This window comes from Rhodovulum sp. ES.010 (assembly GCF_900142935.1).
Taxonomy (GTDB): domain Bacteria; phylum Pseudomonadota; class Alphaproteobacteria; order Rhodobacterales; family Rhodobacteraceae; genus Rhodovulum.
Genome location: NZ_FSRS01000001.1, coordinates 2,128,889 through 2,143,101, shown reverse-complemented (window position 1 = coordinate 2,143,101; position 14,213 = coordinate 2,128,889). Strand labels below are relative to the sequence as shown.

General features: G+C 69.9%; 13 protein-coding genes. 5 read left to right on the top strand and 8 right to left on the bottom strand.

The annotated features are described in order from the left end of the window. Nucleotides 1-101: 101 nt before the first annotated feature. Together BUR28_RS10450 and nudC are read right to left on the bottom strand one after the other, a co-directional pair. The gene (locus BUR28_RS10450) at nt 102-575 is read right to left on the bottom strand and encodes an SRPBCC family protein (RefSeq protein ID WP_074220064.1); all 474 of its coding nucleotides are present in this window, start codon (nt 573-575) and stop codon (nt 102-104) included. A 34-nt stretch (nt 576-609) separates the two neighbouring features. After that, nucleotides 610-1,566, bottom strand: coding sequence for an NAD(+) diphosphatase (gene nudC / locus BUR28_RS10445; RefSeq protein WP_074220063.1), 957 nt, complete (start codon nt 1,564-1,566; stop codon nt 610-612). Between the two features lie 174 nt (nt 1,567-1,740). Between nudC and BUR28_RS10440 the strand changes: the two genes are divergently transcribed. After that, complete coding sequence (locus tag BUR28_RS10440) at nt 1,741-3,720, top strand: bifunctional 2',3'-cyclic-nucleotide 2'-phosphodiesterase/3'-nucleotidase (protein ID WP_074220062.1); 1,980 nt, start codon at nt 1,741-1,743, stop codon at nt 3,718-3,720. 403 nt (nt 3,721-4,123) lie between these two features. Here the strand turns inward: BUR28_RS10440 and BUR28_RS10435 are convergent, their stop codons facing one another. From BUR28_RS10435 to dgcN, 3 genes are read right to left on the bottom strand one after another with little or no spacing between them, the layout of a single operon-like run. Next, the gene (locus tag BUR28_RS10435) at nt 4,124-4,981 is read right to left on the bottom strand and encodes a D-amino-acid transaminase (RefSeq protein WP_074220061.1); all 858 of its coding nucleotides are present in this window, start codon (nt 4,979-4,981) and stop codon (nt 4,124-4,126) included. A 24-nt stretch (nt 4,982-5,005) separates the two neighbouring features. Beyond that, nucleotides 5,006-5,971 carry an N-acetyl-D-Glu racemase DgcA gene (gene dgcA / locus BUR28_RS10430; RefSeq protein WP_074220060.1) on the bottom strand — a complete coding sequence of 322 codons (966 nt, stop codon included), beginning with the start codon at nt 5,969-5,971 and terminating at the stop codon, nt 5,006-5,008. 10 nt (nt 5,972-5,981) lie between these two features. Continuing rightward, on the bottom strand, nt 5,982-6,983 hold the full coding sequence (gene dgcN, locus BUR28_RS10425; RefSeq protein WP_074221603.1) for an N-acetyltransferase DgcN: 1,002 nt from the start codon (nt 6,981-6,983) through the stop codon (nt 5,982-5,984). 295 nt (nt 6,984-7,278) lie between these two features. Here dgcN and BUR28_RS10420 point away from each other — a divergent pair, with 295 nt between their 5' ends. The 3 genes from BUR28_RS10420 to BUR28_RS10410 all read left to right on the top strand — a co-directional run bounded on the left by BUR28_RS10420 (nt 7,279) and on the right by BUR28_RS10410 (nt 10,607). Next, entirely contained in the window at nt 7,279-8,238 is a 960-nt protein-coding gene (locus BUR28_RS10420; protein ID WP_074220059.1) for an L-malyl-CoA/beta-methylmalyl-CoA lyase, read from the top strand. 229 nt (nt 8,239-8,467) lie between these two features. Next, nucleotides 8,468-9,550 (top strand): PLP-dependent cysteine synthase family protein, encoded by a 1,083-nt coding sequence (locus tag BUR28_RS10415; RefSeq protein WP_074220058.1) that lies wholly within the window; start codon nt 8,468-8,470, stop codon nt 9,548-9,550. Between the two features lie 97 nt (nt 9,551-9,647). Beyond that, nucleotides 9,648-10,607: an acetyl-CoA carboxylase carboxyltransferase subunit alpha gene (locus BUR28_RS10410; protein WP_074220057.1), complete on the top strand. Its 960-nt coding sequence runs from the start codon at nt 9,648-9,650 to the stop codon at nt 10,605-10,607. A 227-nt stretch (nt 10,608-10,834) separates the two neighbouring features. On the opposite strand, the gene BUR28_RS10405 is transcribed toward BUR28_RS10410, so the two are convergent. From BUR28_RS10405 to BUR28_RS10395, 3 genes are read right to left on the bottom strand one after another with little or no spacing between them, the layout of a single operon-like run. Beyond that, nucleotides 10,835-11,572 carry a lysophospholipid acyltransferase family protein gene (locus BUR28_RS10405; RefSeq protein WP_074220056.1) on the bottom strand — a complete coding sequence of 246 codons (738 nt, stop codon included), beginning with the start codon at nt 11,570-11,572 and terminating at the stop codon, nt 10,835-10,837. A 1-nt stretch (nt 11,573) separates the two neighbouring features. Continuing rightward, nucleotides 11,574-12,470 (bottom strand): cell division protein FtsX, encoded by an 897-nt coding sequence (locus tag BUR28_RS10400; RefSeq protein WP_074220055.1) that lies wholly within the window; start codon nt 12,468-12,470, stop codon nt 11,574-11,576. 2 nt (nt 12,471-12,472) lie between these two features. After that, nucleotides 12,473-13,150, bottom strand: a complete 678-nt coding sequence (locus BUR28_RS10395; protein WP_074220054.1) for a cell division ATP-binding protein FtsE — start codon at nt 13,148-13,150, stop codon at nt 12,473-12,475. Nucleotides 13,151-13,312: 162 nt separating this feature from the next. Here BUR28_RS10395 and BUR28_RS10390 point away from each other — a divergent pair, with 162 nt between their 5' ends. Beyond that, the gene (locus BUR28_RS10390; protein ID WP_074220053.1) at nt 13,313-14,209 is read left to right on the top strand and encodes a zinc-ribbon domain-containing protein; all 897 of its coding nucleotides are present in this window, start codon (nt 13,313-13,315) and stop codon (nt 14,207-14,209) included. Nucleotides 14,210-14,213: the final 4 nt, after the last annotated feature.

Here is a 14,213-nt window from a genome sequence, read left to right as displayed (position 1 = left end):
CGGCGCCCGTCGCGCTCGGACCGCTGGTGTGCGACGGGACCCGGACCACGAAGAACGGGCCGCCCCGCGTCATGTGCGCGCCGCGGCCCGAGAGCGCGCGGTCAGGCGCCGGCGTCGCCGAAGCGGCCCGCCTCGATTTCCCGGGCGAAGCGGTGGAGGCCGGAGTTGAAGCGGTCCGAGAGCCCTGTCCTGGCCAGCCGCACGGTCTGAAGCACCACGCGCGCGCCCAGCGTCTGCGGGCGCAGATGCACGGCCACGGCGATCCGCGTCCGGGAGGGCGCGAGGTGGACGAGGTCGACGGTGCCGACCCCCGCGAGCCCCTCGAGATGCGACTGGAGCACGATCCTGTCGGGCGGGGCGTAGGTCGTGATCGCGGTTTCCAGCCTGCGGCGCTTGCCGTGCAGGTCGAACTCGGCGATCCAGGCCATGCCCGGCCCCGGCGCGGCCAGGCTGTCCGCCCGCGCGACGTCGGCGCCGCGCCGCAGGGCCGCGCGTTCCATCCACTCGAAATCCGAGATCGCGGCGAAGACCGTGTCGATCGGGGCCGCGACCTCCTCTCGTGCCAAGAACTGCATCGCTTGTCGTCCCCTTCCAGTTCGGGCGCCCGGGTCAATCCAGCCGGTCGGAAAGCCAGGCTTCGATGAGGAACCGGGCGATCGCGCCGTGCCGCGCGGGCAGCAGGTCTTTCCGGTCCCCGGCATGGGCGGCGACCAGCTCCTCGCGGCTGACCCAGCGCGCCGCCTCGATCTCGACCGGGTCGATGGTGATCTCGGTGGTCGTGGCCCGGCCATGGCAGCCGACCATCAGCGAGGTCGGGAAGGGCCAGGGCTGGCTGGCGAGGTAGTCCACGCGGCCGACCCGGATGCCGGCCTCTTCGGCCACCTCGCGGCGCACCGCCGCCTCGATCGTCTCGCCGGGTTCGACGAAGCCCGCAAGCAGCGAGAACATGCCCTCGGGCCAGCCGGGCGACCGGCCGAGAAGCACCGCGTTGCCATGCGTGACCAGCATGATCGCCACCGGGTCCGTGCGCGGAAAATGATGCGCGCCGCAAGCCGGGCAGAGCCGCTGCCAGCCGGCTTGCGCCACCCGGCTCTCGGCGCCGCAGCGGGCGCAGAAGCGGTGTGTGTCGTGCCAGCCGAGAAGCGCCCGGGCGGTCGCCGCAAGCTCGGCGTCGAGCGCGGACAGTTGCGTCATGACGCGCCGGATCTCGGTGAAGGCGTGGTCGTCGGGCAGGTCCGGGTGGCGCTGTTCCGACGGGTCGAGAAAGGCGCCGAGCGTGTCGGGGATCTCGTCGGGGTGCCAGTCGGACAGGTCGACCGCGAAGTGCGGCCGCCCCGCGGCGAGGCCGAGGAAGACCGCCCGCTCGAAGGCACCGGAGCAGAGCGGGTGCCCGGGCTCCACGGCGCCCAGGGCCCCCGCCGCGACGAGCGGCTTGCCCCGCCAGAGCAGCGCCACGCGCGCCCCGGGTGCGGCCCACAGGCCGGCCAGCCGCGCCGGGTCGGTGCGCAGATGCGCCGCGCGGTCCAGCCCGCCGCCCCCGAATGTCACCTGTTCCGCCAGTCGCATGCGCTCTCCTGCCATGCCGGTCCTGTCATGTCGATGCGGCGCAGGCAATTGGCGGCGACTCGCCCAAAACGCGATTATTGCTCTCGATAGTACACTCAGGGCGTGTTAGCGTCACGCACCCGTAACGGTGATGGTGCACGCTCTCTCTCGGCCAAGGGAGCTGAGGGCGCCGGCATGACGCATCACCGACACGACGGACTGAACCGCCGCGCCTTTCTGGCCGGCTCTGCTGCGGGGGCGTCGTTGATCGCGCTGCATCCATTCTCGGCTCGGGCGGGAGCGGGCCAGGTGCATCTGAGGCTGATGGAGACGACGGACCTCCATGTCCACGTCTACCCCTACGACTACTACTCCGACCGCCCGGTCGACACGGTGGGGCTCGCCCGCACCGCCGCCCATGTCGCCGAGCTGCGCGCCGAGGCGGCCAACGCGATGCTGGTGGACAACGGCGATTTCCTGCAGGGCAACCCGATGGGCGACTTCATCGCCTATGAACGGGGGGTGCGCGCGGGCGAGGTGCACCCGATCATCCGGGCGATGAACGCCGTCGGTTTCGACGCGGCGACCCTGGGCAATCACGAGTTCAATTACGGGCTCGACTTCCTGATGAGTTCGATCGCCGGGGCCGAGTTCCCGGTGGTCTCGGCCAATATCGCCCGCGAGCTGGGGGTGAGCCCCACCGCCGATGGCACGCTGCTGCCGCCCTATGTGATCGTCGAGCGCGCGCTGGTGGACGGCGCGGGGGTGGCCCATCCGATCCGGGTGGGGTTCATCGGCTTCGTGCCGCCGCAGATCGTGACCTGGGATCGCAAGCACCTGGAGGGGCGCGTGACCACGCGCGACATCGTCGCCTGCGCGCGCGCCTGGGTGCCCCAGATGAAGGAGGCCGGCGCCGATCTGATCGTGGCGCTGAACCATTCCGGGATCGGCGAGCCGGGCCATGTCGAGGGGCAGGAAAACGCCAGCGTTCCGCTGTCCGAGCTGGACGGCATCGACGTGATCATGACCGGGCACCAGCATCTCGCCTTTCCCGGCCGCGCGTTCGAGGGCATTCCCGGCGTCGACACCAAGCGCGGCACGATCCGCGGCAAGCCGGCGGTGATGGGCGGGTTCTGGGGGTCGCACCTGGGGGTGGTCGACCTGATGCTGGGGCGCGAGGCCGGCGAATGGCGCATCCTCGCGCACCAGTCCGCCCTGCGCCCGATCGCGCGCCGCAACGCGGATCGCTCGGTCACCCCGCTGGTGCAGAGCCGGCGGCCGGTGCTGGACGCGGTCGCGCGGGATCATGCGGACACCCTGGCCTATATCCGCCGCGCGGTGGGGCGGACGCGGGCGCCGCTTTACAGCTATTTCGCGCTGGTGGCCGACGATCCCTCGGTTCAGATCGTGTCGAACGCGCAGCTGTGGTACGTGCGCGAGTTGCTGAAGGGCACCGCGCATGAGGGGCTCCCGCTGCTGTCGGCCGCGGCGCCCTTCAAGGCGGGCGGCCGGTCGGGGCCGGACTACTACACCGACGTGCCGGCGGGCGATATCGCGATCAAGCATGTCGCCGATCTGTATCTCTATCCCAACACGGTGCGGGCGGTGCTGGTGACAGGCGCGCAACTGCGCGGCTGGCTCGAACGGGCGGCGGGCATGTTCAACCGGATCACGTCGGGCGGCCGGGATCAGGTTCTGCTGAACCCCGATTTTCCAAGCTACAATTTCGACGTGATCGACGGCGTGGAATACCAGATCGACCTCGGCCAGCCGGCACGCTATGGGCCCAGGGGGCGGCTGGTGAACCCCGACGCGGCCCGGATCGTCGACCTGACCTGGGCGGGCCGGCCGGTGACCGACGAGATGAAATTCGTCGTCGCGACCAACAGTTACCGCGCGGGCGGGGGCGGGGACTTTCCCGGCGCGATGGGCGACACGATCATCCTCGAGGCGCCCGACACCAACCGCGACGTCATCGTGCGCTATATCGCCGAACGCGGCGAAATCGACCCGACCGCCGACGGCAACTGGCGCCTCGCGCCGATGCCGGGCACCACTGTCCTGTTCGATACCGGCCCGAAAGCCGTGCGGTACCTCGACGACATGCGGGCGCTGTCGATCGAGCCCGCGGGCGACGGCCCGGACGGTTTCGCCCGGTTCCGCATCGCGCTTTGAGCGGGCGGCGTGGCCCGCCGGGCTGAGCGCCGGGCGCAATGTCCCGATGCGGATGTTTTTTGCCCGACCCGCGGTTCAATGGGGGCGCCCGTCGGACCGAGGGGCACGGTTTGCACCGTGGGCCCGGCCTTGGGCGAACCTGGCCGGACGGGCGCGGAATGTGCCGCAACCGACCTGCAACGGGCCAGCGCCTCGGGGTCTGCACCTTCACCCGCGTCGTGGCCGAGCGGGAGGACATCGCCCAGACTGACCGCTGCTGCCGTTCCGGCACACTCGGCGGGTGATCCTCGTGGAGGCGTGCACCTCTTGCGGCGTCATCCGTCGCGAGGTTGCACCGCAGCCGTGCGGCAGGCCGTTGCGCGTCCGGTCCATCCAGCGCCGCCACCCGGACGGCGGCGGCCGGCTAGAGCGCGGCTTTCTGGCTCTCGTCGATGTAGATTTCCCGCAGCCGCCGCGCGACGGGGCCGGGCGTGCCGTCGCCCAGCGCGACCCCGTCGATCGACACGACCGGCGTCACGAAGGTCGAGGCCGAGGTCACGAAGGCTTCGTCGGCGGCCTTCGCCTCTTCCAGCGTGAAGGGCCGCTCCTCGACCTCCATCTGTGCCTCGCGGGCGAATTGCAGCACCGCGCCGCGTGTGATGCCATGCAGGATCTCGTTGCCCAGGTTGCGGGTGACGATCTTGCCGTCCTTCACGATATAGGCGTTGTTCGAGGTGCCCTCGGTGACGACGCCATCCTCGACCATCCAGGCATCGTCGGCGCCCGCTGCCTTGGCCATCATCTTGCCCATCGACGGGTAGAGCAACTGCACCGTCTTGATGTCGCGCCGGCCCCAGCGGATGTCGTCGATCGAGATCACCGCGATGCCGCGCCTGGCCGCGACCGTGTCGATCAGGTTCTTGGCCTGGGTGAACAGGACGATGGTCGGCGTCGTTGTCGCGGGGTCGGGAAAGACGAAGTCGCGATCGGCGGCGCCGCGGGTGATCTGAAGATAGACCATGCCCTCGACCACGCCGTTCCGCCGCACCAGTTCGCGGTGGATGTCGAGCAATGCGTCCTCGGAGACCGGAGAGGTGAGGTCCAGTTCCTTCAGCGAGCGGCGCAGGCGCGCCGCATGGCCGGGAAAGTCGATCAGCTTGCCGCCCAGAACGCTGGTCACCTCGTAGACCCCGTCGGCCATCAGAAAGCCGCGGTCGAAGACCGAAACCTTGGCGTCCGCCTCGGGCAGGTAGTCGCCATTCACATAGACGGTGCGGCTCATCGCGGTCTCCTTTTCGTTCCGGCGTCAGCCCCAGAGCGTGGCCTTTGGCGGGTGGACGCCCGCACTGTCGTAGCGCAGTGGCGTCGGCCGGTCTTCGGCCAGAAGCAGCGGGCCGTCAAGATCCGTCACCGCCGCGCCCTGCGCCAGAACCACCGCCGGCGCCATCGCGAGGCTGGAGCCGACCATGCAGCCGACCATGATGCCGTAGCCCTCCGCCCGGGCCTGTTTCTTCAGCGCCAGCGCCTCGGTCAGCCCGCCGGTCTTGTCGAGCTTGATGTTGACCATGTCGTACTTGCCCTTGAGCTCGGGCAGCGAGGCGCGGTCGTGGCAGGACTCGTCCGCGCAGACCGGCAGCGGCCGCTCGATCTCGGCCAGCATGTCGTCGGCGCCGGCGGGCAGGGGCTGTTCCACCATCTCCACGCCGAGGCGCACCAGATGGGGCGCGAGCTCAGCATAGATGTCGGCCGTCCAACCCTCGTTGGCGTCGACGATGATGCGGGTGTCGGGGGCGCCTTCGCGCACCGCCTCCAGTCGCGGCATGTCGTCGGGCGTGCCCAGCTTGATCTTCAGCAGCGGCCGGTGCGCGTGCTTGGAGGCCGCCGTGCACATGTTGTCAGGCGTGTCGAGCGACAGCGTGTAGGCGGTGACGACCGGTTTCGGCGTGGGCAGGCCCGCCAGTTGCCACACCCGCTTGTCCGCGCGCTTGGCCGCGAGGTCCCACAGCGCGCAGTCGACGGCGTTGCGCGCCGCGCCGGCGGGCAACAGGTCGGGCAGGTCGGCGCGCGAGACCTTTTCGGGCAGGCCCTCGATCTGGGCCGCGACGCTGTCGAGCGATTCGCCGTAACGGGCGTAGGGCACGCATTCGCCCCAGGCGATGGCGCCGTTGGCGAAGATGCGGACGGTCAGCACCTGCGCCTCGCTGCGCGAGCCGCGCGAGATGGTGAAGGTTTCGGCGAAGGGGAAGCTCTCGGGGGTGACGGTGATCTCCATGCGCGGGACCCTACACCGCGGCCAGAGCGTCCACCAGACGCCCCGCCCCCTGCCGGAACGGATCGACCGTCGGCAGGCCCATGCGCGCCTCGATGGTCTTCAGGCAGGCCAGCGCCTCCTCGTCCTCCATCGCCGCGGTGTTGACCGATATCCCCACCACCTGAACGTCGGGGTTCGCCACGCGCGCCACGGTCAGGGACAGGTCGCGCAACGCCTCGAGCGAGGGCAGGGCGTAGTCGGGCAGGCCGCGCATGTGCGGCCGGGTGGGTTCGTGGCTGAGGATCAGCGCATCGGGCTGGCCGCCATGGATCAGCGCCATCGTGACACCGGAATACGAGACGTGGAACAGGCTGCCCTGGCCCTCGATCAGGTCCCAGTGGTCGGGCTCGTTGTCGGGCGTCAGCCACTCCACCGCGCCGGCCATGAAATCCGCCACCACGGCGTCCAGCGGCACGCCGTCGCCGGTGATCAGGATGCCGGTCTGCCCGGTGGGCCGGAACGTCGACCTCATCCCGCGCGCCTGCATCTCGCGGTCCATCGCGAGCGCGGTATACATCTTGCCGACCGAGCAATCGGTGCCCACGGCAAGGCAGCGCTTTCCGGTGCGCCGTTTGCCGTTGGCGATGGGATACTCCACCTCGGGCACCCGCACGTCGTGCAGCACGCGGCCCGTGGCCTCGGCCACGGCCGCGAGGTCGGGCTCGTCGCGAAGCAGGTTGTGCAGGCCGGAGGCAAGATCGAACCCTTCCTCCAGCGCGGCGACCAGCACCTTCTTCCAGGCCTGGCTGATGACGCCGCCCCGGTTGGCGACGCCGATCACCAATGTCTTGGCCCCGGCCGCTTTCGCCTCTTCTAGGGTCATGTCCGGCAACTTCAGGTCCGCCTTGCAGCCGTCCATGCGGAACTGGCCGACGGCGTTGTCGGGCCGCCAGTCGCGGATGCCCTGGGCGACCTTGGCGGCCAGCGGATCGGGCGCGTCGCCAAGGAAAAGCAGGTAGGGCGTCTGGATCATCATGGGTTCGTCCTCCGATGGTCGCGCAAGACCCTAGCATCCCGAAGCGGGATGTCCTGCCGAACTGCGGCGGCAGGATCGTGCAAATGCGCATGTTCTGCGGTCAGAGAAAGAGTATTCGGCAGATTCTTGCGCCAGAGCCCGCATCTGCGCAGCGAAACGGGCGGGGTTTTGGCGCTTCGCCGGGAATCGTGCTTTCCCACGCTGCGCTGCGGCGAAATCGCTTGCCGAGGGGCGCGCAGGATTCTATCCCCGGAGCCGATCAATCGGACATATCCTTTCCAGGAGACCTTGCATGAGCTTCCGAATTCAGCCCACGCCCGTCGCCCGCCCGAACCGCTGTCAGCTTTTCGGCCCCGGCTCGCGCCCGGAAATCTTCGAGAAGATGGCGTTGAGCGCGGCCGATGTCATCAATATCGACCTTGAGGATTCCGTCGCCCCCGACGACAAGGCCGAGGCGCGGAAGAACGTGGTGCAGGCCATCGGCGACGTGGACTGGGGCGCCAAGACGCTCAGCGTGCGGATCAACGGGCTCGACTCGGGCTACTGGTATCGCGACGTCGTCGACCTTCTGGAACAGGCGTCCGAACGGCTCGATCTCATCATGATCCCCAAGGTTGGCTGCGCGGCCGATATCTATGCCGTCGATGCGCTGGTGAGTTCCATCGAACAGGCGACAGGCCGCCAGAAGCGGCTCGGCTTCGAGGTGATCATCGAATCCGCGGCCGGCATTTCCCATGTCGAGGAGATCGCCGCCGCCAGCCCCCGGTTGCAGGCGATGAGCCTTGGCGCGGCCGATTTCGCGGCCTCGATGGGTATGGCGACCACGGGCATCGGCGGGACGCAGGAAAACTACTACATGCATCGCGAGGGGCAGAAATACTGGTCCGACCCGTGGCACTGGGCGCAGGCCAACATCGTCGCGGCCTGCCGCACTCACGGCGTGCTGCCCGTCGACGGCCCGTTCGGCGATTTCTCCGACGATGAAGGCTTCCGCGCGCAGGCGCGGCGCTCGGCCACGCTGGGCATGGTCGGCAAATGGGCCATCCACCCCAAGCAGGTCGCTCTGGCCAACGAGATCTTCACCCCCTCCGACGCGGCGGTGGCAGAGGCGCGCGAGATCCTCGCGGCGATGGAGAAAGCCAAGGCCGAGGGCGCGGGCGCGACCGTCTACAAGGGCCGCCTCGTCGACATCGCCTCGATCAAGCAGGCCGAGGTGATCGTCAAACAGGCCGAGATGATCGCGGCGCAGTAGACGCGCCGAAACACGGGCGTTTCGCAAGCGGGGCCGGCAGGCCCCGTTTGTCCTTTCGAGAGAGGGGTTCGGGGGAATTCGGTCCGCATGCGGCCTCCGGCCTCCCGACAGCCTCCCTAATCCGCGCCACGGGGCGCCCGACCGGGTGCATCCTGCGCCCGTCGCACTTATCTTCGCCCCAGTTTCCGAACCATGCGCCTGCGGGCGTCAGCCAGGAAAGGGGTGCGAGATGAAGGACACGGTGGCAACCAGAACGACCCAGGGGCGCGGGCGGCTGTTCGACAGCGTGCTCGACACGATCGGCGACACGCCGGCGATCCGGATCAACAATCTCGGGCCCGAGGGCGTGACGATCTACGTCAAATCGGAGGCGTTCAACCCCGGCGCCTCGGTCAAGGACCGCCTCGCGGTCAACATCATCGAGGCCGCCGAGCGCGAGGGCCGGCTCAAGCCCGGTCAGACCGTCGTCGAGGCGACCTCCGGCAATACCGGGATCGGGCTGGCGATGGTCTGCGCGCAGAAGGGCTATCCGCTGGTCATCACCATGGCCGAGAGCTTCTCGGTCGAACGCCGCAGGCTGATGCGCATGCTGGGCGCCAGGGTGGTCCTGACCCCCAAGGCCGACAAGGCGATGGGCATGGTGAAGAAGGCCCAGGAACTGGCGCGCGAGAATGGCTGGTTTCTGGCCCACCAGTTCGAGACGGAGGCCAATGCCGACATCCACGAGGCGACGACCGCGCGCGAGATCGTCGGCGATTTCGACGGGCAACGCCTCGATTACCTGGTGACGGGGTACGGCACCGGGGGCACGGTGACGGGCCTGGGCCGGCTGCTGCGCGAGGAGCGGCCCGAGACCAGGATCATCCTCAGCGAGCCGGAGAACGCGCAACTCGTCGCCTCGGGTTTCGCGCAGAAGCGCAACGAAGAGGGTGAGCCCGACGAGAGCCACCCGGCCTTCGAACCGCACCCGATCCAGGGCTGGACGCCGGACTTCATCCCGCTGGTGCTGCAGGAGGCCCTGGACGAGGGCTATTACGACGAGCTGATCCCGGTGGCCGGAGCCGACGGGATCAAGTGGGCGCAGGAACTGGCGCGCAAGGAGGGCATCCTTACCGGCGTGTCGGGCGGGTCCACCTTCGCGGTCACCATGGCCATCGCCGAGAAGGCCGAGCCGGGCTCGGTCCTGCTGTGCATGCTGCCCGATACCGGCGAGCGCTATCTCTCCACGCCGCTCTTCGAGTCGATCGCCGAGGGCATGGACGAGGAGGAAGCCGCGATCTCGGCCTCGACGCCGGGCTACCGGCTCGGCTAGCGCCTGCGACGCCGGGGCGCGGCCGCGCGTCCCGGTGCCGTTGCAAATTGCCCGCGCGGGCGGCATATACCCCCCGGACCACGCTGGGAGCCCGGGCATGAACTATCTCGAATTCGAAAAGCCGCTGGCCGAGATCGAGGGCAAGGCCGAAGAACTGCGCGCCCTTGCCCGTGCGAACGAGGAGATGGATGTCGAGCAGGAGGCCGCAGCGCTGGACCGCAAGGCTGCGGCGATGCTGCAGGACCTCTACAAGACGCTGACGCCGTGGCGGAAATGCCAGGTGGCCCGTCACCCCGACCGGCCCCATTGCAAGGACTACATCGAGGCGCTGTTCTCCGAGTATACCCCGTTGGCCGGTGACCGGAACTTCGCCGAGGACAACGCCGTGATGGGGGGCATCGCGCGGTTCGACGACCGCCCCGTCATGGTGATCGGCCATGAAAAGGGCTTCGACACCAAGACGCGCCTGGAACGCAATTTCGGCATGGCCCGGCCCGAGGGCTACCGCAAGGCGGTTCGGCTGATGGACATGGCCGACCGCTTCGGCCTGCCGGTGATCACGCTGGTGGACACGCCCGGCGCCTATCCCGGCAAGGGCGCCGAACAGCGCGGCCAGTCCGAGGCGATCGCGCGGGCGACCGAGAAATGCCTGCAGATCGGGGTGCCTCTGGTCAGCGTCATCATCGGCGAGGGCGGGTCGGGCGGCGCGGTGGCCTTCGCCACGGCGAACCGCGTGGCGATGCTGCAGCATTCGGTCTATTCGGTGATCTCGCCCGAGGGCTGCGCGTCGATCCTGTGGAAGGATGCCGAGAAGATGCGCGAGGCGGCGGAGGCGCTGCGGCTGACCGCGCAGGACCTGCTGAAGCTCGGCGTGATCGACCGCATCATCGCCGAACCGCTGGGCGGGGCGCAGCGCGGCCGCGAGCAGACGATCGAGGCGGTGGGCCGCGATCTCCGGGCGCTTCTGGCTGAGTTCGACGGGGTCGAGCGCACCGCTCTCGTCGCGCAGCGGCGGCGCAAGTTCCTGGAAATGGGCGCGAAGGGGCTTGCGGCCTGAGCCGGACGCAATCGTCTTTGCCGCATTCCAGAGAGGTCCCTGCCCGTGTCGCGCCGCCAAGGGGCGTGTTCCGGCAGGCGGCATTCCGGCCCCGATGCATCCGAGTCAGCACCTCGGGCGATCGCCCGTGGCGGGCGCATGTCACGGCGGTCGCGTAGGCGAAATGGGGCAACGCGGCGCGTGCTGTCGCAGTTTTGCGCGCCGAGCCGGTCCCCGCCGTGCGGCGGTCAGGGGCGCCCCTGGCGGAAGCCCGCCTCGTCCATCAGGCGGTCGGATGCGGTCTCCACCCTTTGCTCGAGCGTGTCCATGAACCCGTCGACGGGCATACCCGCCGGGATCTGGGGGAGAAACTCGACGACGGCGAGGCCCGGCTTGCGATAGATGCCGGTCCGCGGCCAGAAGACGCCGACATTCGTCGCGGCGGGGACGCAGTCGTGGCCGAATTGCTGGTAGAGAATGCCGGCGCCGACCTTGTAGGGCCGGTGCGCGCCGGGGGCGACGCGCGTGCCCTGCGGATAGATGATGAGCTGGCCGGGCGCTTGCCGGCCGTTCCGCACCGCCTCGACCATGCCCGCGATGGCCTTGCCCCGCTTGCCCCGGTCTACCGGCACGCAGCCGATCCGCATCGCGTACCATCCCAGAACCGGCGCCCATTTCAACGACTTCTTCATGATGAAGCGCGGCCGGGGCACGACGCTGACCAGGATGATGATGTCGAAGAAGGACTGGTGCTTGGAGGCGATCAGCACCTCGTCCGTGGGCGGTGTGCCGCGCACCTCGGAGCGCAGCCCCACCATCCAGCGCGCCGTCCAGCGCACCCAGAGCGCGTAGTGGCGCACCGCGCGGTAGGCCCAGGGCCGCGAGGCCAGCGCCATCGGCGTGTAGAGCAGCGCGAAGACCGCCATTGCCAGGTACATCTGCGTAACGAAGGCGAGCGACCGGAGGTATTGGATCGTGTAGCGCATCTCAGGAGATTCCCCGCAGAACCCGCATGGCCGTCGCCCGCGTGGCGACGAAGGCGACACCGCCGGCCACGAGTGGCAGCGCGAGCGGCAGCAGCCAGTCGACCCCGCGGAAGCCGAGCCCGGCCAGAACGCCGCCCGCCTCCCCGTCGCCCGGCAGGAGCGCGACGGCCAGCATGCCGGCCGCCGTTCCGAGGGCGGCGCCGGCAACGGCGCGCCGGGTGAAGCGGCGAACGAAGGCCCGCGCGATGAAGGTGTCGCGCGCGCCCACCAGCCGCAGAACCTCGATCACCCGCGCATTGGCGCTGAGCGCGGCGTGCGAGGCGAGCGCGATCATCGCCGCCATCGTCGCGCCGATCAGCACGATCGAGAGCCAGCCAAGCAGCCGCAGATGCGACGCGGCGCGCACCAGGGGTTGCCGCCAGCGGGTGTGATCGTCGAGCACCGCGCCGGGGGCCTCGGCCGCAAGCCGCAGCCGCAGCGACTCGGCGTCGAGGCCCGCGCCGGTCTCGGTGATCTCGACGAGCCGGGGAAGCGGCAGGCTTTCGAGCGGCAGGTCGGGGCCGAACCACGGCTCCAGCAGGGCGCGCTGTTCGTCGTCGGGAATCTGCCGGGCCGCGCCGACGCCGGGCGTGGTGCGCAGCACCTCGAGCACGGCGCGCGTCTGCGTGTCCATTTGCGCCTGCGGGGCCGAGATGCGCACCGTCGCGGTCTGTGCAAGTGCGGCGTCCCAGCGCTCGGCCATCCGGCCGGCCGCCACCGAAAGCGCCAGGGCGAACACCGCGAGAAACGTCATCGACGCCGCGGTGAGCAGGGTAAGCCGCGCGGTGAAGCCCGAGGGCGGCACGATCCGGTCGGTGCGCGGGTCGCCGCCCAGGGCTGCGTCGAATCGTGCCGGCATCTTCACAGGTCCGCCCCCGCAAGCTGCAGTTGCCGGTCCTTGATCCGCAGCACGCGCGCCGCGACCTGGGCCTTGGCGGCGCGGATCAGGTTGAGGTCATGGGTCGCGATCACGATGGCCTTGCCCATGCGGTTCAACTCGATGAGCAGCTGCAGCAGCCGCAGGGACATCTCCCAGTCGACATTGCCCGTCGGTTCGTCGGCCAGGATCACGTCCGGGGCCATGATGACGGCGCGGGCCAGGGCCGCGCGCTGACGTTCGCCGCCCGAAAGCTGCGGCGGCAGCGCGTTCGACCGGGCCTCGAGCCCGACCCAGGCCATCAGTTCCCGCAGGTTCTGTGCTTCGGCCGCGACATCGCGCCCGGCGGCCACCAGCGGCAGGCACACATTCTCGGCCAGGGGCAGGTGGTCGAGGAACTGGCAATCCTGGTGCACGACGCCGATCCGCCGGCGCGTGCGGGCGATTTCGTCGCGGTCCATGCCGTCGAGCTCCGCGCCAAAAAGGCGCACCTGCCCGCGCGTCGGCCTGAGCTCGCCGTAACACAGCCTGAGGAAGGTGGTCTTGCCCGCGCCGGACGGCCCCGTCAGGAAGTGGAACGAGGCCGGGGCCAGATGCAGCGAGATGCCGGACAGGAGCTCGCCTCCGCCATAGCTGTGGGACACGTCCTCGAGCTCGATCACGCTGCGCTCCGCCGCTCAACCGGCCTTCGTATTGCCCGAGCCCTGCGCCGGTTTCAATCGGCTGCGGGCTCAAATGCTTTGAATTTTGCCCTGTGGTGATACAACATGCGGCAAAACAACCGGAAGGGGACACCCCCGGAACGGAGCGAGGCGCGGGACAGCATGCGACTGATTTGCCCGAACTGCGAGGCCCAGTACGAGGTGGACGACGCCGTCATCCCCCGCGAGGGGCGCGACGTTCAGTGCTCGAATTGCGGCCATATCTGGTTCCAGCAGGCGGCCGGGACGCCTGCGCCCGAATCCCCGATGGCAGATGCCGCGCCCGGTGCCGATCAGCCCCCCGCGCCGCCGCCCGAACGCGCCGGGGCGGGGTCCACCGAGCAAGCTGCCGACGCCGACCCTGCGCCGGAGGCCGACCAACCGATGCCGCCCGAGCCGCCGGTCAGCGCGCCCAAGCAGGAGGAGCCGGCCGGCGAAGACGACGCGACCGCCCCCGCGTCCACGCCCGGAACCGCGCGGCGCGAACTGGACGCGGACGTGCTGAACATCCTCAAGGAAGAGGCCGAGCGCGAACAGCGCGCCCGCGAAGAGGAGGCGGCCGTCGAGACCTTCGCCGACCAGCCGGACCTGGGCCTGGAGCCTGCGGACTCACCAGCGGAGCGGGCGGTGGTCGAGACGGCGGTGCAGCGACCCGCACCCGCGGCGCAGGCGCCCGAGGCCGCCGCGCCGCGGCGCGACACCCTGCCGGATATCGAGGAAATCAACTCCACGCTGACCGCCAGTTCCGACCGGGGCGCCGACAGCATCGTCACGGCCGAGGCTGAAGCGGCCGGGCAGAGGAGCGGGTTCCGCCTGGGCTTTGCCCTGGTCGTGCTGATCGGGGCGGCGGCGGTCGCCGTGTATCTGTTTGCCCCGTCCATCGCCGGGCTGCATCCGGCCCTCGACGGGCCGATCCAGGCCTATGTCGAGGCGATCGACGGGGCGCGGCTCTGGCTGCACGCGAAAATGCCCGAGGCGCTGGAGGGGGTGACGGGGGCGCCGGACGGCACCGGCGGGTAGCCGC